A 24,177-nucleotide genomic window follows, 5' to 3' on the forward strand; every position below is an offset into this window, starting at 1 on the left:
GGGGTCACTCGTCGAGGAAGGAGCGCAAATGCTCGCTTCGCGTCGGGTGGCGCAACTTGCGTAGCGCCTTGGCTTCGATCTGGCGAATCCGCTCGCGGGTCACATCGAACTGCTTACCGACTTCCTCGAGGGTGTGGTCGGTATTCATGTCGATGCCGAAACGCATGCGCAATACCTTGGCTTCACGAGCTGTGAGGCCGGAGAGTACTTCGCGAGTCGCTTCCTTGAGGCTCTCAACGGTGGCGACGTCAATCGGAGACTGCATGGTGGAGTCTTCGATGAAGTCACCCAGATGGGAGTCTTCGTCATCACCGATCGGGGTTTCCATGGAGATCGGCTCTTTAGCGATCTTCAACACCTTGCGGATCTTGTCCTCAGGCATCTCCATGCGTTCGCCCAGCTCTTCCGGCGTCGGTTCGCGACCCATTTCCTGCAACATCTGCCGGGAAATACGGTTGAGCTTGTTGATCGTCTCGATCATGTGCACCGGAATACGGATGGTGCGGGCCTGGTCGGCGATCGAGCGAGTGATCGCCTGACGGATCCACCAGGTGGCATAAGTCGAGAACTTGTAGCCGCGACGGTATTCGAACTTGTCCACTGCCTTCATCAAGCCGATGTTGCCTTCCTGGATCAGATCGAGGAATTGCAGGCCACGGTTGGTGTACTTCTTGGCGATGGAGATCACCAAACGCAAGTTCGCTTCAACCATCTCTTTCTTCGCGCGACGGGCCTTGGCCTCGCCGATCGACATGCGACGGTTGATGTCCTTGATCTCGGCGATGCTCAGGCCTGTCTCGGCCTCCAGCGCGCTGAGCTTCTGCTGGCAACGAACGATGTCTGGTTGCAGGCGGGCAATGGCTTCGGCGTATTTGCTCTTGCCCTTGGCCAGTGCATCGGTCCAGCTTTCGTCGACTTCGTTGCCAGGGAACTGACGCAGGAAATCGGCACGCGGCATGCGGGCATCACGCACGCAAAGTTGCATGATGGCGCGCTCTTGCTGGCGCAGGCGATCCAGGGCACTGCGTACACGCTCGACCAGGCCTTCGAATTGCTTCGGTACCAGTTTGATCGGCATGAACAGCTCAGCCAGCGCCAACAGCTCGGCAATCGCCTGCTTGTTGTTGCGGCCGTGCTTTTTCAGCGCCTTGCGGGTGATTTCCATCTGGTCGGCCACAGCGCCGAAACGCTGTGCAGCGATGACCGGATCCGGACCGCTTTCGGCTTCTTCTTCGTCGTCGCTGGCTTCGGCGTCGTCGTCATCGGTGTCGTCGTCCGCCTTGGCGGCTTTCGCGTCGATGGGTGGCGGCACTTCGGCGGCAGGCGGCGCAATGCCGTCGTCCGGGTCGATGTAGCCGCTCAGGACGTCCGACAGGCGGCCACCTTCGGTGGTGACGCGGGTGTACTCGGAGAGAATATGGTCAACCGTGCCAGGGAAGTGCGCGATTGCGCCCATCACTTCACGGATGCCTTCTTCAATACGCTTGGCGATTTCGATTTCGCCTTCACGTGTGAGGAGCTCTACCGTACCCATTTCACGCATGTACATGCGCACGGGGTCCGTGGTGCGACCAATGTCGGTCTCGACCGCTGCCAACGCTGCGGCCGCTTCTTCAGCGGCCGCCTCGTCGGTATCGGCGTCGGCCAGCATAAGGGCATCCTTATCTGGAGCAACCTCGAATACGTTGATCCCCATGTCGTTGATCATGCGGATGATGTCTTCCACCTGTTCCGGATCTGAAATATCCTCCGGCAGGTGGTCGTTGACCTCCGCGTAAGTCAGGTAGCCCTGCTCACGACCCAGTAGGATCAACTCTTTGATACGAGACTGCTGTTGCGCTTTTCCGGACATAACACCCTATCCACTGAAGGTCTTGGCGGGCAAAAAACAAGCCGAGGATTATACCTGAGCTGTGACCTCACGCGCCAGTTGAGGTCGGGTTTGATGCGCAAACATTGCGGCTGAGTAAGTCGCGCAATTGGTTTTTCTCTTCGCTGGTCAACTCGCTCTGGCGAGCTTTGCGCAGAAGTTGCTCCAGGTTTCGCTCGCGTTGGCGGGCGGACAAGCTAGTAATGGTGTCGAAAAACTGTTGTTCAAGGTTGTCTCCATCAATCAGCCATTCCTTCTCGGCCAGGGCCTTCAACAAGCGTCCCTGCTCGGTACCGTGCCACCTCGCGATCAACTGGAATGAGTTTAGCTTGGGGTTCTTCTGCACGGCTTCAAGGAGTGCGACCAGCAATTGTGTATTGCTGTGGTCCTCGGCGGCGAAGTGCCCTGCATCCTCAACTTTTCCGGCCAATTGCGGGTGATGCAGCAAAGTGCGCAATGCCGCCAGTGTTGGTGGTTCGACGGCCGCCGGCACGCGCGGGGCACGTGGCTGGTCGCGATCGCCGCGCTTACCGTTCTTGTCCCAGGTTTTCTTGTCCCATTTCTTACCGCCGCTGCCGGGTTTTTTCGGCGTCCATTCTTGCTGGGGCGCGTAATCCTGCTGGGGTTGATGATAGTCGGCGAAGTCCGGCAGCGCGTCGTAGTCGATGCCCGGATCGTAAGCCGGCGGTGCCTCCTGGGGCGCACTGTGGACCAGTTGGTTGACCGCTTCGCTGTTCAGGCCGGTGATCTCGGTCAGGCGCTGGCGCATGAGCGTGCGCAGGTTGGCGCCGGGCACCTTGTCGATCAGCGGCGCTGCCAGGGTGGCCATGTGAGCCTTGCCTTCGAGCGAGCGTGGATCGGCTTCTTCGGTCAGTTGCTGGAAAAAATAATCGGCCAACGGTTGTGCGTGCTGGTTGATCCGCGCACGGAACGCATCGGTACCTTCGGAGCGCACCAGGGTATCCGGGTCTTCGCCTTCGGGCAGGAACAAAAAGCGCGCGCGCCGTCCATCCTGCAGGCAGGGCAGGGTGGCTTCCAGTGCGCGCCAGGCGGCGTTGCGGCCGGCCTGGTCGCCGTCGAAGCAAAACAGCACGTTCGGCACGACGCGAAACAAGCGTTTCATGTGCTCTTCGCTGGTGGCGGTGCCCAGGGTCGCAACGGCGTTGCGCAAGCCCTGCTGGGCGAGGGCGATCACGTCCATATAGCCTTCGACAACGATGATTTCGTCGAGGTTTCGGTTGTTCTTGCGCGCCTCATAAAGACCGTAGAGTTCCTGGCCCTTATGGAATACCGGGGTTTCCGGGGAGTTCAGGTACTTGGGCTTGTCGTCGCCCAGTACTCGGCCGCCAAAGGCAATGATCCGCCCGCGCGTGTCGCGGATCGGGAACATCACCCGGTCGCGGAAGCGGTCGTAGCGCTTGCCTGTTTCGGCGTTTTCAATCAGCAGGCCTGCGTCGATCATGGCGCGTTGCTGCAGGGTGTCGCTGCTTAGGTGCTTGTACAGGTTGTCCCAGCCGGGCGGGGCGAAGCCGAGGCCGAAGTCTCGGGCGATCTCGCCGGTCAGGCCGCGGCCCTTGAGGTAATCCACCGCGGCCTTGCGCGCCGGGTGGCTCTTGAGGGCCTGGCGATAAAAATCCGCTGCCGCCGTCAGCAGCGGATACAGCGGCGAATCGGTCGGTTGGCGCGGCTTGTGCTGGCGACCGCTTTCCTCCCGGGGGATTTCCATGCCGGCGGCCTTGGCCAGTTCTTCGACAGCCTGGGGGAAGTCCAGGTTGTCGTGGTCCATGATGAAGCCGAGGGCGTTGCCGCCGGCGCCGCAGCCGAAGCAATAGTAGAACTGCTTGTCGGGGCTGACGCTGAAGGACGGGGTTTTTTCTTTGTGGAACGGGCAACAGGCCGTGTAGTTCTTGCCCGCTTTCTTCATTTGCAGGCGAGAGCTGACCACGTCGACGATGTCGGTGCGGTTCAGGAGGTCGTCAATAAAGCTCTGGGGAATAAGCCCGGCCATGGCGTTCTCATCGTCACTGCGCGAAATGGGGACCCGCAAATCAGCAAGCGTAACCGGGGCCTGGTTGGAGGCACGGTCAATCGGTGGCTCGACCGGGTCGTCTGCATCATCGCTGTCGGGAAGTGTATCTGCCGATAATCCACTGACGTTAATAACTATCAGTATTCGACTGTTTGAATATGTTGTGCTGAGTCCGGTAACGGCCGGTCAGGCCTCGGATAGCTCATGAAGCGGGCACGCAGGTAGGTGCCTTGGGCTGATCGTCGTTAGAGGAATCAGGGGTGTGCTCGTCAGTAGCCTTGGAAGGCTCGTCAGAAAAGACGTGCACCGCTGGCAAAAGAGCCAGGTCTGACGCGGTGAAGCAGATTGTCTCGGTCGCGTCTGCGGCCTTTGACGGTGAAGCATCAAGCGTTATTCCGCAAATGCCATAAGCCCGGCTTGAGGGCCGGGCTTGGCAGAAGCTTGCTACGGACGTCTGTGTATTAGTACAGACGTACGGCGCGGCGCTGTTCGCGCTGAACTTTCTTGGCGTGACGCTTAACAGCGGCTGCTGCCTTGCGCTTACGCTCAGAAGTCGGCTTCTCGTAGAATTCGCGGCTACGAACTTCAGCCAGAACACCGGCTTTTTCGCAGGAGCGCTTGAAACGACGCAGAGCTACGTCGAAGGGTTCGTTCTCTTTTACTTTGACGGCTGGCATCCAGAGCTACCTTCATTCATTACCGGGGTCAACATCCTCGCGGCAAAAGAGCACTTGAAGACGTCGGTTTTTAAGGGTTGCGGATGTTAACCCCTCAACGCTCGGAATGCAAAGCCTCTGATCGAAAACCGCTGGTCGGGGCACAACGCGACGACTATTATGCGCGCCTTCGAATTCAGCCTCTACAAGGCGCAAACCCATGCTAGTACTGGGATTAGAAACCTCCTGCGACGAAACCGGCGTCGCACTTTACGACAGTGAACGCGGCCTGCTGGCCGACGCGCTGTTCAGCCAGATCGACCTGCACCGCGCTTATGGCGGGGTCGTGCCCGAGCTTGCGTCCCGCGATCACGTCAAGCGCATGCTGCCCTTGATCCGCCAGGTGTTGGCCGAGGCCGATTGCGTGCCGACCGAGATCGACGGCATAGCCTATACGGCCGGTCCGGGCCTGGTGGGCGCGCTGCTGGTGGGCGCTTCCTGTGCCCAGGCGCTGGCCTTTGCCTGGGGCATTCCGGCCTTGGGCGTGCATCACATGGAAGGTCACCTGCTGGCACCGATGCTGGAGTCGCAACCGCCGCAATTCCCGTTCGTCGCTTTGTTGGTTTCCGGCGGTCATACGCAGCTTATTCGCGTCGATGGCATCGGCCAATACGAACTGCTCGGCGAGACCCTCGATGACGCTGCCGGTGAAGCATTCGACAAGACGGCGAAAATGATGGGCCTCAATTATCCCGGTGGGCCGGAAATCTCACGGCTCGCTACCCAAGGGGTCGAAGGACGTTTCGTGTTCCCACGCCCGATGTGCGACCGGCCAGGCCTGGATTTCAGTTTCAGCGGCTTGAAAACCTTCGCCCTGAATACCTGGCAGCAGCGCGTCAGCGCCGGGGACGACAGCGAGCAAGCCCGTTGCGACATCTCGCTGGCGTTCCAGCAGGCCGTGGTGGAGACTTTGACCATCAAGTGCAAGCGCGCCTTGAAACAGGCTGGACTCAAGCGCCTGGTGATTGCCGGCGGTGTGAGTGCGAACAAGGCTTTACGGGTCTCGCTGGAAAAAATGCTTGGCGACATGAAGGGCGACGTTTACTACGCTCGCCCGGAGTTCTGCACAGATAACGGCGCGATGATTGCCTTTGCCGGCTGCCAGCGCTTGCAGGCCGGCCAGCACGAAAGCCTGGCGATCAGCGTGCAGGCGCGCTGGCCGATGGAGCAACTGGCGCCGCTGTGACGCATCATTTAGAAATGCCGTTCGCGCCCGGCGAACAGGTCGCGTAGATTGCCCCGGTGGCGCCAGACGATCAATGCCACCAGTGCGGTCATTGGCAGCAACGCCGCCGGTTCCTGCCAGGCCAGTAGCGGCAGGGTCAGCGGCGTGGCGATCAAGGCGGCCAGGGAGCTGGTGCGGGTCAGGTAGAACGTCAGCAGCCAGGCGCAGACGGCCAGCAAGGCGGCGGGTGGATACAGGCCCAGCAGCATGCCGGCGGCAGTGGCGACACCTTTGCCGCCGCGAAAGCGAAAGTACAACGGGAACAGATGACCGATGACGGCGCAGACGCCGATCCAGGCCTGTTGCTGCAACGAAAGCCCTGCAAGGCTGGTAATCAACACCGGCACCAGGCCTTTGCAGAGGTCGCCAAGCAGGGTCAGGACGGCGAGCTTGCGTCCGGCCAGGCGTAGCATGTTGGTGGCGCCCGCATTGCCTGAGCCACTCATTCGCGGATCCGGACGACCGGTCAGGCGGCTGAGCAAAATGGCGAAGGACAGCGAGCCGAGCAGGTAGGCGAGAATCGCCAGTAACCAAAACATGCTAACTATTCCGGGCGAGGACGCCCTGATTCTAACGGCGCAATGCGCCCTTGTCGTGCTGCGGAGAAAAGTGCTTGGACAGAGTGTTTATCGAGGGCCTGGAAGTCGACACGGTAATCGGTGCCTACGACTGGGAGCGAGGCATACGACAATGTCTTCGACTTGATCTGAGTTTCGCCTGGGATAACCGCCCGGCCGCTGCAGGCGATGACCTGACCTTGGCGCTCGATTACGCCAGCGTATCGGCGCGCATCCAGGCGTTTGCCGCACAGGCGCAGTTCCAATTGGTCGAGACCTTTGCCGAACGGCTGGCCCAGGAGCTCATGGACGAATTCAAGATCACCTGGCTGCGTCTGAAAGTGACCAAGCCAGGCGCCGTACCGGCGGCCAGTGGCGTTGGCGTGGAGATCGAGCGCGGATGTCGCTGACTCAGGTTTACCTCGGGCTCGGCAGCAATATCGAGCGCGAAACCCACTTGTGCGCGGGCCTTGAGGCCTTGGCCGGTTTCCTCGCGGATATACGCTGTTCGGCCGTGTTCGAAAGCCAGCCGGTGGGTATCAAGAGCGGGCCATTCTTCAACTTTGTCGTGTCGGCCTTCACGGACTTGCCGCTGATGGAGCTGGATCGTCGCCTCAAGTTCATCGAGGCGGATAACGGTCGTTATGCACCGGACCGCAGGGGATTGCCGCTGGATATCGACGTCTTGTTGTATGGCGAACAGGTCGGCAACTTCGATGGGCTGATTCTGCCACGTGCCGAAATCCTCAAGAATGCTTTTGTCCTGTGGCCGTTGTCGTTGATCGCACCGGATCGGATTCATCCCGGCGTAGGCAAGAGCTTTGCCACGTTGTGGGAGGAATCACAGATAGACCAGGTGTTGGCGCCGGTGGCATTCGAATGGCGGGGCAAGCAGCTTACGCCATCGAGTCTGCTTTGACCCTTCTGCCGCTATCGCGAGCAAGCTCGCTTCCACAGGAACCGTGTTTCTTCAGTAGGAATGCGGTCCAATGTGGGAGCGAGCTTGCTCGCGATGACGGCTGTACAACCTGCGAAAATGTGAGCTGGGACGACGCTCCAGTCAGTTAGCGGCTGCCTTGTACGCCTTGAGTGCCCTCAGGCGTTCCCGCTTGATCGCCTCTCCCAGCTCCGGCCCCTTGAAGCCTTTCTCCAACAGCGGCTGCACCGCCACCCCGCGAGTCGCCGCCGCTGCGCCCCGCAGGTAGTCAGCCTGTGGATAACTTCGTTCTTCAAGTCCTTTGCGCCCTCGGGCATCCATCTCGCATGCGGCGATGAATTCCTCAAAACGCTGTGGGCGGCGGTAAACGTCAAAACTTTGCAACAGCTCAAGCAAGGTGGATGCTTTCAACTCAAGCGCACGATGGCCATGGGTATGGTATTGGCCAACCAGCAGAGCCAATTCCTGGCAATCACGTGGTGCCTTGAAGCGCTCGTTGACGGCTTTGATCGGTTTCAGCCCCTTGTGTTCATGAGCGATGTGTCGCGGCCATTCGTGCTCGGGCGTCAAGCCTTTCCCCAGGTCATGGAGCAGGCAGGCCCAGCGGACCGTCAGTGGTTGTTTATGCCGCGCTGCCTGCTCCAGCACGCTCAGGGTGTGGGCGCCGGTATCGATTTCCGGATGATGAGCTTCGGGTTGCGGCACTCCAAACAGTGCGTCGACCTCCGGCATCAACATCTTCAGGGCCGTGCAGTCGCGCAACACCTGGATAAACACTTGTGGCTGGTTTTCCATGAGGGCGCGGGAGATTTCTTTCCAACTGCGCTCGGCCGTCAACGCCTCCAGCTCACCGGAATCGCTGAGCTGGCGCATCAGTTCGAGGGTTTCGTCCGCTACCTTGAAACCTAGCGGTGCATAACGCGCGGCAAAGCGGGCAACACGCAGGACTCGTAGCGGATCTTCGGCAAATGCCGGGGATACGTGGCGCAGTACGCGAGCTTCGAGATCACGCTGGCCATGGTACGGATCGGTTAGATTGCCATGCTCATCTTCCGCCATGGCGTTGATCGTCAGGTCCCTGCGGATCAGGTCTTCTTCAAGAGTCACTTCAGGGCTGGCATGGAACACGAAGCCGCCATAACCCCGGCCACTTTTGCGTTCGGTGCGGGCGAGGGCGTATTCCTCACCGGTCTTCGGGTCGAGAAATACTGGAAAATCGGCTCCCACAGGACGAAAACCCTTGGCGAGCATTTCCTCGGCGGTTGCCCCGACGACGACCCGGTCTATGTCAGTGACAGGAATGCCCAGCAAGCGGTCGCGAACGGCGCCGCCAACTTTGTAGATCTGCATAAAAAACCTCCGTTGGTCCGACAGGATAACCTTTGCGTCGAGACCTGCGGAGGCGAAAACGGAATCAGAGATGAATGACGGCCAGGTCTAGACGCCCATAATCGCCTTCGGTTTGTTCGTTTCTCGGGGGCACGTGATGGGTTTTCATCACTTGGTCGCCTTGCAGGGTTTCCAGGTGAATGTCGAAGCCCCAGAGTCGATGCAGGTGCTTGAGCACTTCATCAGTGGAGTCGCCCAGTGGTTTGCGGTTGTGTGCCTGGTGCCGCAGCGTCAGCGAGCGGTCTCCCCGGCGATCGATGCTGTAGATCTGCACATTGGGCTCGCGATTGCCCAGGTTGTACTGTGCAGCCAGGGTTTCGCGGATGATGCGATAACCGCTTTCATCATGGATCGCAGGCACCAGCAGGTCATCTTTCTGATCGTCATCCAAAATGCTGAATAGCTTCAGGTCGCGAATCACCTTGGGCGAGAGGTACTGCAGGATGAAACTCTCATCCTTGAAACTGCTCATGGCGAATTTGATCGAAGACAACCAGTCCGAACCGGCGATCTCGGGAAACCAGCGACGATCCTCTTCGGTAGGGTTCTCGCACATGCGCCGGATATCGCGATACATGGCGAAGCCCAGTGCGTAGGGGTTGATGCCGCTGTAGTACGGGCTGTCGAAGCCAGGTTGGAAGACGACGCTGGTGTGGGACGTCAAGAACTCCATCATGAAGCCGTCCGTGACCAGACCCTCGTCGTACAGGTCGTTCATCAATGTGTAGTGCCAGAACGTGGCCCACCCCTCGTTCATGACCTGCGTCTGGCGCTGTGGATAAAAGTATTGGGCGATCTTGCGCACAATGCGCACGATTTCCCGCTGCCATGGCTCCAGCAGCGGCGCGTGTTTCTCGATGAAATACAGGATGTTTTCCTGCGGCTCGGCAGGAAAGCGAGCGCTGTCCTTCTCGTTGTACTTGTCCGCGCCTTTGGGAATGGTGCGCCATAGATCGTTGATCTGTTTTTGCAGGTGCTCTTCGCGGTCTTTCTGGCGCCGGCGCTCTTCTTCGGCGGAAATCGGATACGGCCGTTTATAGCGGTCAACGCCATAGTTCATCAGGGCGTGGCAGGAGTCCAGCAGGTCTTCCACCGCATCGATGCCGTGGCGCTCCTCGCATTGCATGATGTATTGCTTGGCGAACACCAGGTAATCGATGATCGAGCTGGCATCGGTCCAAGTGCGGAACAGGTAGTTGCCCTTGAAGAAGCTGTTGTGCCCGTAGCAGGCATGGGCCACCACCAGGGCTTGCATGCAGATGGTGTTCTCTTCCATCAGGTAGGCAATGCAGGGGTCGGAGTTGATCACGATTTCATAGGCCAGCCCCATCTGGCCGCGGCTGTAGGATTTCTCGGTGCTGAGGAAATGCTTGCCGTAGGACCAGTGGTGATAGCCCAGTGGCATGCCGACGGACGCGTAGGCATCCATCATTTGCTCGGCGGTGATCACTTCGATCTGGTTCGGATAGGTATCGAGCGCATAACGGTCCGCGATACGGCTGATTTCGCGGTCGTAGGCCTGGATCAGCTCGAACGTCCATTCGGAGCCGGTGGAAATGGGTTGGCGCTTCTGCTCTTTTTTGGCGGTCATGTCACTAACCTGCGCTGGAAGAGTTCACGGAAGACCGGGTAGATATCCCCGGCCGAGACCAGTTGCTGTTGGGCAAATGTGTCGGAAAACGCTTCGGCTATCCGTTCGTATTCGTACCACAAAGCCTGATGTTCTCGTGGAGTGATTTCCACATAGGTGTAGTACTGGACGAACGGCATGATCTGGTTGATCAGAATGTCCCGGCAGATCGGCGAATCATCGTTCCAGTTGTCACCGTCGGAGGCCTGGGCCGCATAGATATTCCATTCATTGGCCGGGTAGCGCTCCGCCATGATCTCCTGCATCAGCTTCAGGGCGCTGGAAACAATCGTGCCGCCGGTTTCCCTGGAATAGAAAAACTCTTCCTCGTCCACTTCTCTGGCGCTGGTGTGGTGGCGGATGAACACTACATCGATCTTGTCGTAGTTCCGCTTCAGGAACAGGTACAGCAGGATGAAGAAGCGCTTGGCGATATCCTTGGTGGCCTGGGTCATGGAGCCGGAGACGTCCATCAGGCAGAACATCACCGCCTTTGAGCTGGGGTTGGGCTGTTTGATCAATAAGTTGTATTTGAGGTCGAACGTATCTAGGAACGGCACTCGGTGGATGCGTGCGCTGAGTTTTTCGATTTCCGCTTCCAGATCCTGTATATCGCCGAAGTTGTCCGGTTCTTCGCGCTTGAGACGGGCCAGTTCTTCCTTGGCTTCGCGCAATTTCGCCCGGCTGCTGCCCGATAGGGCGATACGCCGGGCATGCGCCGAGCGAAGGGTGCGAATGATGTTGATGCGTGACGGATTGCCTTCGTTGCTGATACCGGCGCGCACGGTCTTGAAGGTGTCGGTGCCCGTCAGGTTGCGCTTGACCAGGTTCGGCAGCTCAAGGTCTTCGAACATGAACTCCAGGAATTCCTCCTGGGTGATCTGGAAGACGAACTCATCCATGCCTTCGCCGGAGTTGCCGGCCTTGCCGGGCCCCTTGCCGCCGCCTCCGCCCTGCGGGCGAGGGATGTGCTCGCCGCTGGTGAATTCCTTGTTCCCGGGATGCACCACGGTCTGTTTGCCGCCGCGGCCATGGTGAAGCACCGGCTCGTCGATGTCGCGGCCGGGGATGCTGATCTGCTCGCCGTGCTCCATGTCGGTAATGGAACGGCGACTGACCGCCTCTTCGACGGCCTTCTTGATGTGGTCACGGTAACGCCGCAGGAAACGTTGGCGGTTCACCGTGCTCTTGTTCTTGCCATTAAGGCGTCGGTCGATCACATAACTCATAGGTGGCCCTCCGGGCAGCTTCAAGTTTTGAGCTACAAGCTGCAAGTAGACGCGCTGACCCGGATATCAGGCTTATGCGCTTTTTTACTTGCAGCTTGTAGCTTGTAGCTTGCTACTGCCTCACTGCGATTTCCGGACCCGCAGATACCACTCGGAGAGCAGCCGTACCTGTTTGTCGGTGTAGCCACGTTCGACCATGCGTGTAACGAAGTCGTTGTGTTTTTGCTGGTCCTCCTTGCTGGCCTTGGCGTTGAAGCTGATAACGGGCAGCAGGTCTTCGGTGTTGGAGAACATTTTCTTCTCGATGACCACCCGCAGCTTTTCATAGCTGAGCCACGTTGGGTTCTTGCCGTTGTTGTTGGCCCGGGCGCGCAAGACGAAGTTGACGATTTCGTTGCGGAAATCCTTCGGATTGCTAATACCGGCGGGCTTCTCGATTTTCTCCAGTTCTTCGTTCAGCGCCACGCGGTTGAGGATTTCCCCGGTTTCCGGGTCGCGGTATTCCTGATCCTGAATCCAGAAGTCTGCGTACAGCACGTAGCGGTCGAAGATGTTCTGGCCGTATTCGCTGTAGGACTCCAGGTACGCCGTCTGGATTTCCTTGCCGATGAACTCGATATAGCGCGGCGCCAGGTATTCCTTGAGGAAGCGCAGGTAACGCTCGCGGGTTTCAGCCTGGAATTGCTCCTGCTCGATCTGCTGCTCGAGTACATACAGCAGGTGAACCGGGTTGGCCGCGATCTCGTGGGGGTCGAAGTTGAAGACCTTGGACAGGATCTTGAACGCGAAGCGCGTGGACAGCCCGTTCATCCCTTCGTCGACGCCGGCGTTGTCGCGGTACTCCTGGATCGACTTGGCCTTCGGATCGGTGTCCTTGAGGTTTTCACCGTCGTACACGCGCATCTTCGAATAGATGTTCGAGTTCTCCGGCTCCTTGAGGCGCGACAGCACAGTGAACTGGGCAAGCATCTTCAAGGTGTCCGGGGCGCAATGGGCTTTGGACAGCGAGCTGTTGAACAACAGCTTGTCGTAGATCTTCACTTCATCCGATACGCGCAGGCAGTACGGCACCTTGACGATGTAGATACGGTCGATGAAGGCTTCGTTGTTCTTGTTGTTGCGGAAGGTGTGCCATTCCGACTCGTTGGAGTGGGCCAGCAGGATGCCGGTGAACGGAATCGCCCCCAGGCCCTCGGTACTGTTGTAGTTGCCTTCCTGGGTGGCGGTCAGCAGAGGGTGCAGTACCTTGATCGGCGCCTTGAACATCTCGACGAATTCCATCAGGCCCTGGTTGGCCCGGCACAGCGCACCCGAGTAGCTGTAGGCGTCGGCGTCGTTCTGTGGGAATTCTTCCAGTTTGCGGATATCGACCTTGCCCACCAGTGCCGAGATATCCTGGTTGTTCTCATCGCCCGGTTCGGTCTTGGCCACTGCGATCTGGTTGAGGATCGAGGGGTAGAGCTTGACCACCCGGAACTGACTGATGTCACCGCCGAACTCGGCCAGGCGCTTGGTGGCCCATGGCGACATGATGGTGTTGAGGTAGCGACGCGGGATGCCGAAGTCTTCCTCGAGGATCGCGCCGTCCTCGGTGGCATTGAACAGCCCCAGGGGCGATTCGAACACCGGCGAACCCTTGATGGCATAGAAGGGCACTTTTTCGATCAGTTGCTTGAGTTTCTCGGCCAGGGACGACTTACCGCCCCCCACGGGGCCGAGCAGATAGAGGATTTGTTTCTTTTCCTCCAGGCCTTGGGCGGCATGGCGGAAATAGGACACGATCTGTTCGATGCATTCTTCCATCCCGTGGAAGTCGGCAAAGGCCGGATAGCGGCGGATCACCTTGTTGGAGAAGATCCGCGAGAGCCTCGAATTGGTCGAGGTATCCAGCAGTTCCGGTTCTCCGATTGCCAGCAACAGCCGCTCCGCAGCCGACACATAGGCGCTGCGGTCCTGCTTGCAGAGTTCGAGGTATTCCTGCAGCGAGTATTCCTCCTGCCGCGTGGACTCGAAACGTTGCTGGAAGTGGCTAAAAATACTCATGACGTCACCTCGCTCGATACGTGGAGCCGGTGTCGGATCAATCAGTCGTTGCTGGACAGCCGCTGGGACCCCAGTGGCCGTTTACCCCCCAGAATGCTTCCAAGAATGCAGGCTCCTGAAAGCTGACTCCCGATGACCCGCGCGCCGGTGTACCGGCTCTCCCCTGTTTTGGATGGCCTGAGGCTAAGGATAGTTCGGAATCGGCGAGGTAAAGGATGAATACGTAATTAGTTATGGCTGACCGTTCGTCTGCCATCGCTCAAGCCCACGGTTCACGTGGGCTTGGCACGGCATAAAAATTTATTCCTGCGTGCCTTGGGCGATTTCCGAAGGATAAGTCACGCGCCACAGCTCGAAACCGCCATCCAGGCTGTACACATCGGTGAAACCCTGGCTGACCAGGTAAGCGGCTGCGCTCTGGCTGGAGTTGCCGTGATAGCAGACCACGACAACCGGCGCATCGAGATCGGCGGCACGGATGAAGTCGGCGATGGAGTGGTTATCCAGATGCGTGGAGCCACTGATGTGCAAGGCGGCAAAAGTGGCCGGGTCACGGACATCGACGACGACCGCGCCTTGTTCGCGCAAGGCTTGGGCCTGTTCCGGGGGGATACGTTTGAAGGCTGACATAGGGGACTCCTTATAGCTTGGCTCGGTGCCGGTCAACAGGCGGTACCGGCCGGCATCGATGCAGTGTTCGGGTGAGGGGCCCTGGCGTGGCCCTGTTCGTCGCAATCACAACGCAATTGCTCGCCAGTGTCGATGTTCATCAGCGTCATCGCGCCGCCCCATACGCAGCCGGTATCGAGGGCGTAGACCCCGGGCTCGTCGCATTGGCCTTCCAGGGCCGCCCAGTGACCGAAAATGATCTTCAGGCTGCGGGTCTTGCGCTCCTTGTGCTTGAACCAGGGGGCGTAGCCGGGCGGGGCGGTCTCGATGCCTTCCTTGCCCTTGAGGTCAAGCTTGCCCTCGACGGTGCAGAAGCGCATGCGAGTGAAGTAGTTGGTGATGACCCGAAGCCGGGCGATGCCGGTGAGGTCGTTGTCCCATTTGACCGGTTCGTTACCGTACATGCCATCCAGGTAGGGGGCGAACAGGTTGTCGTCACGCAGCGCCTGCTCGACTTCGCCGGCGCACTTGAGTGCCTTGCGCAGCGACCACTGGGGCGCAATCCCGGCATGGACCAGCGCCAGGTTGCGCTGTTCGTCGTAGTGCATGAGTTTTTGCTGGCGTAGCCACTCCAGCAGTTCGACGCAATCGGGGGCGGCGAATATTTCGCCCAGGGTGTCGGATTTTTTCAGGCGCTCGATGTTCTGCCACGCGGCCAGCAGATGCAGGTCGTGGTTGCCGAGCACGCACACAAGTGACTGGCGGATGCTATAGAGAAAACGCAAAGTCTCAAGTGACTGCGGGCCACGGTTGACCAGGTCTCCCACCAGCCACAGCGTGTCGTTCTGAGGGTCGAAGGCGACCCGTTCCAGCAAGCACTTGAGTGGGTCGAGGCAACCTTGCAGGTCGCCGACCGCATACGTGGCCATTAGTGCAGGGCCCCCGGCACGGCCAGGCGGAAGGGTTTGATGATGGCGTCGAAGCGTTTGCCATCTTCAGCCAGCATCTGGTAAGTGCCCTGCATTGTGCCGACCCGTGTCGTCATCACGGTGCCGCTACTGTAGTTGTGGCTTTTGCCGGCGTCGATGAGGGGTTGCTGGCCGACCACGCCCTCGCCCCGCACTTGCTCGACATGCCCGTCGCCGTCGGTGATGACCCAGTGCCGCGACATCAACCTGGCCGGCAGCGAGCCGTTGTTGCGCACGGTAATGGTGTAGGCGAAGGCGAAACGGTTGAGCTCGGGTTGCGACTGTTCTGCCAAGAAGCGGGTGGTGACGCTGACGTCGACCTGGTAGCGAGGATCGGACATGCAAAAGGGCCTTAAAAGCGAAGCGGGACGCGGGCGTGACTGATGGGATCAGTCTAGGCCAAGTATCGGGTAGTAGACCAGAGCGGCGTCCTGCCCGATAGCGTTCATCACTGTCAGCTGGCGTCCGCGTGCGCAGTGACCTGTTCACTGAGCTTATCGGCCAGGCGCACGAAAGCCGCGAGGTCCAACTGTTCAGGGCGCAGGCTGCCATCGACGCCGGCGGCTTCGATCTCGGCGTTGCTGAGCAAAAGTTTCAAGGTGTTTCGCAGGGTTTTACGGCGCTGGTTGAACGCCTCGCGAACCACCCGTTCGAGCAGGCGATGATCCTTGGCCGGGTGCGGCAGGACCGCATGGGGGACCAGGCGAACGATGGCCGAATCGACTTTGGGCGGCGGGTTGAAGGCGCCGGGGCCGACATTGAACAGGTGTTCGACCCGGCAATGGTACTGGACCATGATCGACAGGCGTCCCCAGTCACCTCCGCCAGGGCCGGCAGCGAGCCGCTCGACGACTTCCTTCTGCAGCATGAAGTGCATGTCACGGATCAGGCCGGCATTGCTCAACAGGTGGAAGATCAGCGGCGTGGAGATGTTATATGGCAGGTTGCCCACGACCCGCAGGCTGTTCGGCGCAGCGTTCAGGCTATTGAAGTCGAACTTCAGCGCATCGCCTTGATGCAGGTTGAAATTGCTCCTTGAGGCGAATTGCTGGTTGAGGATCGGGACTAGGTCCTTGTCCAGTTCCACCACGTCCAGTTGCGCGCCACTGTCGAGCAGGCCTTCGGTCAAGGCGCCCTGGCCCGGGCCGATTTCCAGCAGGCGATCGTCAGGCTTGGCATGGATGGAACGCAGGATGTGATCGATCACGCCCGGGTCATGCAGGAAGTTCTGGCCGAAGCGCTTGCGCGCGCGGTGTTGGTATTGCTCAGTCATAAATGGGTCTCGGCCATCTGGTAGGCGGTTTCCAGCGCGACTTGCAGGCTGCCGGTATCGATCTTGCCGCTGCCGGCCAGGTCCAGGGCAGTACCATGGTCCACGGAGGTGCGGATGATCGGCAGGCCCAGGGTCACATTGACCGCCGCGCCGAAGCCTTTGTACTTCAGTACGGGCAGGCCCTGGTCGTGATACATCGCCAGCACTGCGTCGCAGTGCTCCAGATATTTGGGGGTAAATAGAGTGTCGGCAGGCAGCGGGCCACGCAGGTCCATGCCCTCGCTGCGCAAGCGCTCCAGGGTGGGTTCTATGATGTCGATTTCTTCCCGGCCCAGATGACCGCCTTCACCGGCGTGGGGGTTGAGCCCGCACACGAGGATACGCGGTCGAGCGATGCCGAATTTTTCCTGGAGGTCGGTGTGGAGAATGCGCGTGACACGCTCCAAACGCTCCGGGGTGATGGCATCGGCGATGTCCCGCAAGGGCAGGTGAGTCGTCACCAGCGCCACGCGCAGGCCGCGGGTGGCGAGCATCATTACCACTTGCGCGGTGTGGGTCAGGTCCGCGAGGAATTCGGTGTGCCCGGAGAAGGCAATCCCGGATTCGTTGATCACGCCCTTGTGCACCGGTGCGGTGATCATGCCTGCGAAAGCGCCATCGAGGCAGCCTTGGCCGGCACGGGTCAGGGTCTGAAGGACGAACGCGGCGTTGGCCTTGTCCAAGTGCCCCGTGACAACTGGGGCACCGAGAGGCGTGTCCCAGACATACAGGCTATTGGCGGGTGCCGGGGCATCCGGCCAAGCCTGCGGCGTCACTGGTAGCAGGTCGACGACCAGCCCCAGCTGCGCGGCCCGCTCGATGAGCAGGTCGCGGCTGGTGATGGCAATCAGAGGGTGCGGCTGGGGTTGCGAGGCGAGCAGCAGGCACAGGTCGGGACCGATGCCGGCAGGCTCGCCGGGTGTCAGCGCGAAACGCTTGGGGTTCACTGCGCTGCCTGGTCTGCACCAGGAAGTTTGATTTCAACGTAGGCTTCGTCGCGGATCTGACGCAGCCAGGTTTGCAGCTCTTCGTCATATTTGCGGTTGCGCAACACGGTCATCGCCTGCTGCTCACGGGCCTGGGTGGTGCTGTCAGTGGCGCGGCGGCCAAGGACTTCCAGCACGTGCCAGCCATACGGGCTCTTGAACGGCTTGGACAGCTGGCCTTGAGGCGTTTCAGCCATGACCTGGCGGAACTCGGGCACCAGTGCATTCGGATCCACCCAGTTCAGGTCGCCGCCGTTGAGGGCAGAACCTGGATCTTCCGAGAAATTCTTCGCCAGTTCGGCAAAGTCTTCGCCCGCTTCGATACGGTCGTAGAGTTTCTCCGCCAGACGCTTGGTCTCGGCTTCGCTGCGGATTTCACTTGGCTTGATCAGGATGTGGCGAACATGCACTTCGTCACGTACCTGGGTTGCGCCACCGCGTTTCTCCAGCACCTTGAGGATGATGAAACCGCCGGGTGTACGCGCCGGCTGGGTAATGTCACCTACCGCCATGGCGCTCAGTTCGCGATCGAACGGTGGCGGCAGCTGGGCGGGCTTGCGCCAGCCCATGTCGCCGCCTTCCAGGGCGTTTTCGCTGGCGGAACGGGCGACGGCCAACTGGCCGAAATCCGCGCCTTGCTTGAGTTGTTGGTAGACGTCCATGGCCTGGCGATAAGCGCTCTGAATCGCTTCGGAGTTGGCGCTTTCCGGGGTAGGAATCAGGATGTTTGCCAGATGCAGCTCTTCGGACAGCTGCATCTTGCCCAGGTCTGAAGCGAGGAAGTTCTTCACTTCCTGTTCCGACACCTGGATGCGTTCGGCGACACGGCGCTGGCGCACACGGCTGATGACCATCTCGCGGCGGATCTGATCGCGGGCGTCCTCATAGGAGAGGCCGTCGCGAGCCAGGGCGGCGCGGAATTGGTCGATGCTCATGTTGTTGCGCTGGGCGATGGTGCCAACGGCCTGGTTCAGCTCTTCGTCGGTGATGCGAATGCCGGAGCGTTCGCCGATCTGCAACTGCAGGTTCTCGACGATCAGGCGCTCGAGCACTTGCTGGTCCAGGACGCCCGCAGGAGGCAATCCACCGCCGCGCTTGGCGATGGTTTGCTGAACTTCATGGACACGCTGGTCCAGCTGGCTCTGCATGACCACATCGTTGTCGACGATGGCCACGACCTTGTCGATGGACTGAACTGCGGCGTTGGCCGCAGTCCCCAGGAACAGCGCGCCCAGCATCAGCGGGCGCAGACAATCAGAAAGCTTGGTCTTCACGTTCACGATAACCTTGAATGCCTTTGTCGAGGAAGCTCTCTACCTTGGCGCCGGTGAGGCCGCCGAGTCCCTTCAGAACAATTTGGAGGAAGACGCCATGGTCGCCTTTTTCGTTTTGCGGAGCATCCTGACTGAATTCGTCATAGGAAACCCAGTAACGGTTGATCAGGCGCAGTTTCCAGCAGCAGTTGTCGTATTCGAAACCACCGAAGGCTTCCAGGGTACGGTTGCGGTTGTAGTCATACTGCCAGCGGCTGATGGCGTTCCACTGCGGCACGATCGGCCAGATGACCGAGAAGTCGTGCTGCTTGATCTTGTAGTAGTCCTTCACGTAGCCAGGCTGGCCCGGCGTACCGTAGTCGCCACCGCCCACTTGCCACCGGCCGGTGGTCTGGTCGTAACGGACCAGGTCGTTGCGATAGCGATAACCGGCGTTGATGACCTTGTTCGGGTTGTCTTCTGGCTGATAGTGGAACATCGCACTGCCCGAGCGCGGGCTGTGGCTGTCCGGGTCCCAGTTGTAGTCGGCCGTGGTGCGCCAATCGCGGTTCCAGCGATATTCGTATTCCAGGGCGTAGGGCGAAACGCTTGAATGCGCATCCTCGCGAGTTTTGTAATCGATGCCCGGCAGTTGAACCTCGCGGTCCTTGAAGTAGAAGGCCTGGCCGACGCTGATGCGTTGACGCTCGAAGCCATCGTCCTGGATCCAGCGGTTGGTCACGCCCAGGGACAGCTTGTTCTCATCACCAACACGGTCGGAACCGGAGAAGCGGTTGTCCCGGAACAACGAGGAATAGTTGAAGGTGCTTTCGCTGGTATCGAAGACAGGAATGTCGCTCTGGTCTTTCTCCGGTACGTAGAGGTAGTACAGGCGTGGCTCCAGCGTCTGGCGATAGTTCTTGCCGAACCACTGGGTATTGCGATCGAAGTACAGGCCACTGTCGATGCTGGCGATTGGGACGCCGCGGCTCTGGTTTCTGCTGTAGGTACCGTTCAGGCGGTCGCCTTCTGCGCCTTGGACCGCTATGTCAGCCTTGCCTTGGTTATCCAGGTCGAGGTCATATTGCGTGTATTGGTACTTGAGCGATGGCTTGATGAACCCGTAGCTTGCGTTCATTGGCAGGCTCATGACGGGGGCAAGGTTCATCCGGTCGCCGGTAGCGCGGGCCAGTCCCCGGACGTTAGTGTCAAGAAATGCCTGGGTGGAATCTCCGTCCTCATTCGTGTAGTTGCCGGTTCTCAAATCCCGATCAAACCGCACGAACTCGGTGTTATAAGCAAAATCCAAACCGCCCGGATGTTGCGGCAGCGCACCATTAAAGGTGATCTGCGGCAAGCGATCATAAGGCGTGATGTTTGAAATCGTGGCCATCTGGTAGGCCTGGACGTTCAATCGCGCCACATACGTATCGCCGCGATAGCTGACCGCACCTTGCTGGTTCACGAAGTCCTTGGACTCGACGCCAATCTGGTCGCTCTGCAAATCCTGGAAGTAGTAGGGGTCGCTGATCTTGGTGTAGTCGACTTCCGTCATCACGCGGGAATCCAGACCGCCCTTGTGCTGCCAGTTGTACATGTAGCGGGTCTTGCTGTAATCGGTCTGCTTGCTGCGCTCGTCCTCTTCATCGTTGAGGTACGCGGCACCGAACTGACCTTCGCTGGACTTGGTCAGGTAGCGGAATTCGCCTTCCATCAACAGGCCACGCTTGCTCATGTAGCGCGGGTACAACGTGGCGTCGTAGTTCGGCGCCAGGTTGAAGTAGTACGGGGTGACCAGCAGGAAGCCAGTATCGCTGCCGCTGCCGATGGTCGGCGGCAGGAAGCCGGACTGGCGACGGTCGTCGATCGGGAAATAGATGTATGGCGTGTACAGGACTGGAATGTCCTTGACCCGCAGCGTCACGTTGGTCGCGGTACCGAAGCCTGTGGCCGGGTTCAGGGTGATGTTGTTGCCCTTGAGCGTCCAGGCGTTGCTGTTCGGTTCGCACGTGGTGTACGTACCGTCCTTGAGACGGATGATCGCGTTCTCGGCACGCTTGGCGTACAGCGCGTTACCGCGGATGCGCGATTTATGCAGTACATATTCGGCGTTGTCGACCTTGGCTTCGCCGGTATCCAACTGCACATCGGCGTGATCGCCGACGATCAGCGCGCCGTTGTCGCGAACCCGCACGTTGCCGCTCAGCTCGCCACGGTTCTCGGCCTGGTACAGGCTGGCCTCGTCGGCCTCGACCTGCATGCTGCCCTGGCGCATGACTACGTCACCGGCCAGGGTCGCCACCTGTTGTTCCTGCTCGTAGCGGGAAGCCTTGGCGCCGAGGAAGGTCGGGGCGTCGCTCTTGGCGGTCTTGTCGTTCATGCCAGGACGGCTGGGCTCGATATAGGCGCCCGCGCAGTAAGGACCGGTTTCAGCCAATTGCGCTGGGGTGAGGTTCTCTCGTGGAACCCAATCCAGGTGGCTGTAGTCTGCACTGCGCGACTTCAGGCCGCGGCCCTTGGCTTCGGTGACGAGCATCGGTTTTTCGCCGACTTCTTCGCCCGAGCTGTCGTCGGCTGGAGCCGTGCCGCTGTCGGAGACCGCACTGCCGTCATGCACGGGACGCGGCGGTAACGCGGCGGCCGGTGTCTTGGGTGCACAGTCCCAGGCACCCGAAGCGGAGACGGAGCAGTCATACTGCTGCGCCGCGACGACGAATGAAGAGGCCAGGGGTTGCAGGGCCAGCAGACTGCCGGTGACCAGCAACGGAAATTTTTTACGAAACGCGGGGGATTTCAATGCCATCTTATTAGTCCGGGCTTCCTGCGTGCCATCTGCCCGCGGTGTGGGCCGCACGCCTCTCGATGGTCTGAAAAAGATGCTGGATAATAAAGCATGACCCGCTTGACGGCTAGCGCCGTCGGAGACCCTTGCAATGCCCGACCAAGATGTACGCCTGCAACACCTGAAAGTTTGGCTCGATGAACAACTGCCGATCCTGTTCACTCAACAGGGCTGGGGCGCCGTACCCCCGGCCACGTTGACCGCGGCCAGCAGCGACGCGAGTTTCCGGCGCTATTTCCGCTGGCAAGGCGAAGGCCGGAGCTTGATCGTAATGGACGCGCCACCGCCCCAGGAAAACTGCAAACCCTTCGTGGATATCGCTTTTCTGCTGGCGAAATCGGGCATTAACGTGCCGAAAATTTATGCCGAAGACCTCGAACGCGGGTTTCTTTTGCTCAATGACCTGGGCAACCAGACCTATCTGGACGTGATCAACGGCGAAAATGCCGACGATTTGTTTCGCGATGCGCTGCAAGCCTTGCTCGCTTTCCAGCAACTGCCGATGGTGGCGCCGCTGCCAAGCTACGATGTCGCGTTGCTGCGTCGGGAGCTGGAGCTGTTCCCCGAGTGGTACGTCAAGCGCGAGCTGGGTGTCCAATTCGATGCGGCCCAGCAAACGCTCTGGCAGCAGGCCAGCGACCTGTTGATCGACAGCGCCCTGGCCCAGCCAAAAGTATTGGTGCATCGCGACTACATGCCGCGCAACCTGATGCTCAGCGCGCCCAATCCAGGCGTGTTGGATTTTCAGGACGCGGTGTATGGGCCCGTCACCTATGACGTGACCTGCCTGTTCAAGGATGCCTTTCTCAGTTGGCCCGAGGAGCGGGTACGCGGCTGGCTCGAAGACTACTGGCAGCAGGCCGGCGCGCTCGGCATTCCAGTCCAGGCGGACATTGACGATTTCCTGCGGGCCAGCGACCTGATGGGCGTGCAGCGTCATCTCAAGGTCATCGGGATTTTCGCGCGCATTTGCCACCGTGACGGCAAGCCACGCTACCTTGGCGATGTGCCGCGCTTCTTCGCTTATATAGAAGCGGTCATTGCCCGTCGTCCTGAACTGGCGCCGCTGGAAGAGTTGCTCGGCAGCCTGCGGCAATCGACTGAGGCAACGGCATGAAGGCGATGATCCTGGCGGCGGGCAAGGGCGAGCGCATGCGGCCCCTGACCCTCACCACCCCCAAGCCATTGATCCGTGTTGGTGGCGTTCCGTTGATCGAGTATCACCTGCGCGCCCTGGCGAAGGCCGGGTTCAGCGAAATCGTGATCAATCACGCCTGGCTCGGCCAGCAGATCGAAGATCATCTGGGAGACGGTTCGCGTTTTGGCCTGAGGCTCCGGTTCTCGCCGGAAGGTGAGCCACTGGAGACGGGCGGAGGAATCTTCCGGGCCTTGCCGCTGCTGGGCGACGAGGCTTTCGTCGTGGTGAACGGCGATGTCTGGACCGACTACGATTTCACTACCTTGCGCCGGCCGATCGAAGGGCTGGCGCATCTGGTTCTGGTGGACAATCCCGAGCATCACCCGGGCGGTGATTTCGTCCTGGCCGACGGAAAGGTTCACGATGAGGGCGCGCCTGCCGACAAACTGACCTATAGCGGCATCGCCGTCCTGCACCCGCAATTGTTCGACGGTTGCTCGGACGGTGCCTTCAGGCTCGCACCGCTGCTGCGCAAGGCCATGGCCGAAGGGCGCGTCAGCGGAGAACGCTTGGAAGGGCACTGGGTCGATGTCGGCACACATGAACGTTTGGCGCAGGTCGAAACCTTGATAAAAGCGAGCGGTTGATATGTGGTGGCCAGGGACTCTGATTGGAGCCGGGGCGGGCTTTGCCATAGCCAGCATTCCGGGGGCCATGCTCGGTGCATTGCTGGGACAGGCGCTGGATCGGCGCCTGGACTTGCACGATTGGGCGCAGGTACGTGAGCGTTTGGGTGGACGCCCGGCGTTGCGCAACGATGAATTGCTGTTTGTGCTGCTGGGGCGCCTGGCGAAGAGCGATGGTCGCGTGGTCGACGGTCACATCCAGCAGGCTCGCCAGGAAATGCGCGCACTGGACTTGAGCGAGCCGGCGCAACGCCGGGCCATCGCCGCGTTCAACCGTGGCAAATCTGGAAACGACCGCTTGCGCGGTTACTTGCGCCGGCTCGCGCTTCAGCCTCATGCCGCTGAGGGCGTATTGCGCGCCTGCTGGCGGATGGTCTGGGCCGATGGTCGCGCAGGCGCAGGCGAGCGGGAGTTGATTGCCCGGTGGGGCAAGTGGCTGGGCTGGACGCCGCAACAGGTCCAGGCGCTGGCGGCGGATTATGAACCGCAGAAACTTTCGCGGCCCAGCAGCGGCGTGACTTATCAAGAGGCGTTGCGCTTGCTAGGGGTGTCGGCCACCAGCGAGCCGTCGCAGATCAAGCGGGCCTACCGCCGCCTGATCAGCCGTCATCATCCGGACAAGATTGCCGGCAGCGGAGCGACACCCTTGCAGGTGCGTGAAGCCACCGACAAGACCCGCGAATTGCACAATGCCTATCGATTGATTCGCGAGCGGCGGGATTTCCGTTAGCGCAAGGCTTGCCCACCCGTGGCGAGGG

21 protein-coding genes are annotated in these 24,177 nt (G+C 60.1%); 6 read left to right on the forward strand and 15 right to left on the reverse strand.

Going from position 1 to position 24,177, the window contains the following annotated elements:
- Positions 1-4: 4 nt before the first annotated feature.
- The 3 genes from rpoD to rpsU all read right to left on the reverse strand — a co-directional run bounded on the left by rpoD (position 5) and on the right by rpsU (position 4,576).
- On the reverse strand, positions 5-1,852 hold the full coding sequence (gene rpoD, locus AD663_RS02820) for an RNA polymerase sigma factor RpoD (protein WP_003177680.1): 1,848 nt from the start codon (positions 1,850-1,852) through the stop codon (positions 5-7).
- A 67-nt stretch (positions 1,853-1,919) separates the two neighbouring features.
- Positions 1,920-3,878 (reverse strand): DNA primase, encoded by a 1,959-nt coding sequence (dnaG, locus tag AD663_RS02825; protein WP_003177681.1) that lies wholly within the window; start codon positions 3,876-3,878, stop codon positions 1,920-1,922.
- 482 nt (positions 3,879-4,360) lie between these two features.
- Positions 4,361-4,576 carry a 30S ribosomal protein S21 gene (rpsU, locus tag AD663_RS02830; protein WP_002551877.1) on the reverse strand — a complete coding sequence of 72 codons (216 nt, stop codon included), beginning with the start codon at positions 4,574-4,576 and terminating at the stop codon, positions 4,361-4,363.
- Between the two features lie 199 nt (positions 4,577-4,775).
- Here rpsU and tsaD point away from each other — a divergent pair, with 199 nt between their 5' ends.
- A complete protein-coding gene (gene tsaD, locus AD663_RS02835) occupies positions 4,776-5,801 on the forward strand; it encodes a tRNA (adenosine(37)-N6)-threonylcarbamoyltransferase complex transferase subunit TsaD (protein ID WP_053213234.1) in 1,026 nt (341 codons plus the stop codon).
- An 8-nt stretch (positions 5,802-5,809) separates the two neighbouring features.
- On the opposite strand, the gene plsY is transcribed toward tsaD, so the two are convergent.
- Positions 5,810-6,379, reverse strand: a complete 570-nt coding sequence (gene plsY / locus AD663_RS02840) for a glycerol-3-phosphate 1-O-acyltransferase PlsY (RefSeq protein WP_053213235.1) — start codon at positions 6,377-6,379, stop codon at positions 5,810-5,812.
- A 74-nt stretch (positions 6,380-6,453) separates the two neighbouring features.
- Here plsY and folB point away from each other — a divergent pair, with 74 nt between their 5' ends.
- Positions 6,454-6,807, forward strand: coding sequence for a dihydroneopterin aldolase (gene folB, locus AD663_RS02845; RefSeq protein ID WP_033045895.1), 354 nt, complete (start codon positions 6,454-6,456; stop codon positions 6,805-6,807).
- The gene (folK, locus tag AD663_RS02850; protein WP_053213236.1) at positions 6,798-7,316 is read left to right on the forward strand and encodes a 2-amino-4-hydroxy-6-hydroxymethyldihydropteridine diphosphokinase; all 519 of its coding nucleotides are present in this window, start codon (positions 6,798-6,800) and stop codon (positions 7,314-7,316) included. Before folB ends, folK begins: the two co-directional genes overlap by 10 nt.
- Positions 7,317-7,457: 141 nt before the next feature.
- Here the strand turns inward: folK and AD663_RS02855 are convergent, their stop codons facing one another.
- From AD663_RS02855 to AD663_RS02905, 11 genes are all read right to left on the reverse strand, one after another.
- Positions 7,458-8,684, reverse strand: coding sequence for a multifunctional CCA addition/repair protein (locus AD663_RS02855; RefSeq protein ID WP_053213237.1), 1,227 nt, complete (start codon positions 8,682-8,684; stop codon positions 7,458-7,460).
- A gap of 64 nt (positions 8,685-8,748) precedes the next feature.
- Positions 8,749-10,314 carry a SpoVR family protein gene (locus AD663_RS02860; protein ID WP_003177687.1) on the reverse strand — a complete coding sequence of 522 codons (1,566 nt, stop codon included), beginning with the start codon at positions 10,312-10,314 and terminating at the stop codon, positions 8,749-8,751.
- Positions 10,311-11,582 (reverse strand): YeaH/YhbH family protein, encoded by a 1,272-nt coding sequence (locus AD663_RS02865; protein ID WP_003177688.1) that lies wholly within the window; start codon positions 11,580-11,582, stop codon positions 10,311-10,313. The genes AD663_RS02860 and AD663_RS02865 overlap by 4 nt, the downstream gene beginning before the upstream one ends.
- A gap of 120 nt (positions 11,583-11,702) precedes the next feature.
- Positions 11,703-13,625 (reverse strand): PrkA family serine protein kinase, encoded by a 1,923-nt coding sequence (locus AD663_RS02870; RefSeq protein ID WP_003177689.1) that lies wholly within the window; start codon positions 13,623-13,625, stop codon positions 11,703-11,705.
- A gap of 300 nt (positions 13,626-13,925) precedes the next feature.
- Positions 13,926-14,255, reverse strand: a complete 330-nt coding sequence (gene glpE, locus AD663_RS02875; protein WP_003177690.1) for a thiosulfate sulfurtransferase GlpE — start codon at positions 14,253-14,255, stop codon at positions 13,926-13,928.
- Positions 14,256-14,287: 32 nt separating this feature from the next.
- Entirely contained in the window at positions 14,288-15,163 is an 876-nt protein-coding gene (locus tag AD663_RS02880) for a symmetrical bis(5'-nucleosyl)-tetraphosphatase (RefSeq protein ID WP_053213238.1), read from the reverse strand.
- Positions 15,163-15,543, reverse strand: coding sequence for a Co2+/Mg2+ efflux protein ApaG (gene apaG / locus AD663_RS02885; RefSeq protein WP_003177692.1), 381 nt, complete (start codon positions 15,541-15,543; stop codon positions 15,163-15,165). Before apaG ends, AD663_RS02880 begins: the two co-directional genes overlap by 1 nt.
- Before the next feature lie 113 nt (positions 15,544-15,656).
- Positions 15,657-16,475: a 16S rRNA (adenine(1518)-N(6)/adenine(1519)-N(6))-dimethyltransferase RsmA gene (gene rsmA, locus AD663_RS02890; protein WP_053213239.1), complete on the reverse strand. Its 819-nt coding sequence runs from the start codon at positions 16,473-16,475 to the stop codon at positions 15,657-15,659.
- Complete coding sequence (gene pdxA / locus AD663_RS02895) at positions 16,472-17,461, reverse strand: 4-hydroxythreonine-4-phosphate dehydrogenase PdxA (protein ID WP_053213240.1); 990 nt, start codon at positions 17,459-17,461, stop codon at positions 16,472-16,474. Before pdxA ends, rsmA begins: the two co-directional genes overlap by 4 nt.
- Positions 17,458-18,774, reverse strand: coding sequence for a peptidylprolyl isomerase SurA (gene surA, locus AD663_RS02900; RefSeq protein ID WP_033045897.1), 1,317 nt, complete (start codon positions 18,772-18,774; stop codon positions 17,458-17,460). Before surA ends, pdxA begins: the two co-directional genes overlap by 4 nt.
- Positions 18,755-21,556, reverse strand: a complete 2,802-nt coding sequence (locus tag AD663_RS02905; RefSeq protein ID WP_053213241.1) for an LPS-assembly protein LptD — start codon at positions 21,554-21,556, stop codon at positions 18,755-18,757. Before AD663_RS02905 ends, surA begins: the two co-directional genes overlap by 20 nt.
- A gap of 130 nt (positions 21,557-21,686) precedes the next feature.
- Here AD663_RS02905 and AD663_RS02910 point away from each other — a divergent pair, with 130 nt between their 5' ends.
- From AD663_RS02910 to AD663_RS02920, 3 genes are read left to right on the forward strand one after another with little or no spacing between them, the layout of a single operon-like run.
- Positions 21,687-22,712: an aminoglycoside phosphotransferase family protein gene (locus AD663_RS02910; protein WP_053213242.1), complete on the forward strand. Its 1,026-nt coding sequence runs from the start codon at positions 21,687-21,689 to the stop codon at positions 22,710-22,712.
- On the forward strand, positions 22,709-23,380 hold the full coding sequence (gene murU / locus AD663_RS02915) for an N-acetylmuramate alpha-1-phosphate uridylyltransferase MurU (protein WP_053213243.1): 672 nt from the start codon (positions 22,709-22,711) through the stop codon (positions 23,378-23,380). The genes AD663_RS02910 and murU overlap by 4 nt, the downstream gene beginning before the upstream one ends.
- Before the next feature lies 1 nt (position 23,381).
- Entirely contained in the window at positions 23,382-24,149 is a 768-nt protein-coding gene (locus AD663_RS02920) for a TerB family tellurite resistance protein (protein WP_053213244.1), read from the forward strand.
- Positions 24,150-24,177 lie beyond the last annotated feature (28 nt).

The organism is Pseudomonas sp. Q12-87, assembly GCF_001269755.1.
GTDB lineage: Bacteria > Pseudomonadota > Gammaproteobacteria > Pseudomonadales > Pseudomonadaceae > Aquipseudomonas > Aquipseudomonas fluorescens_S.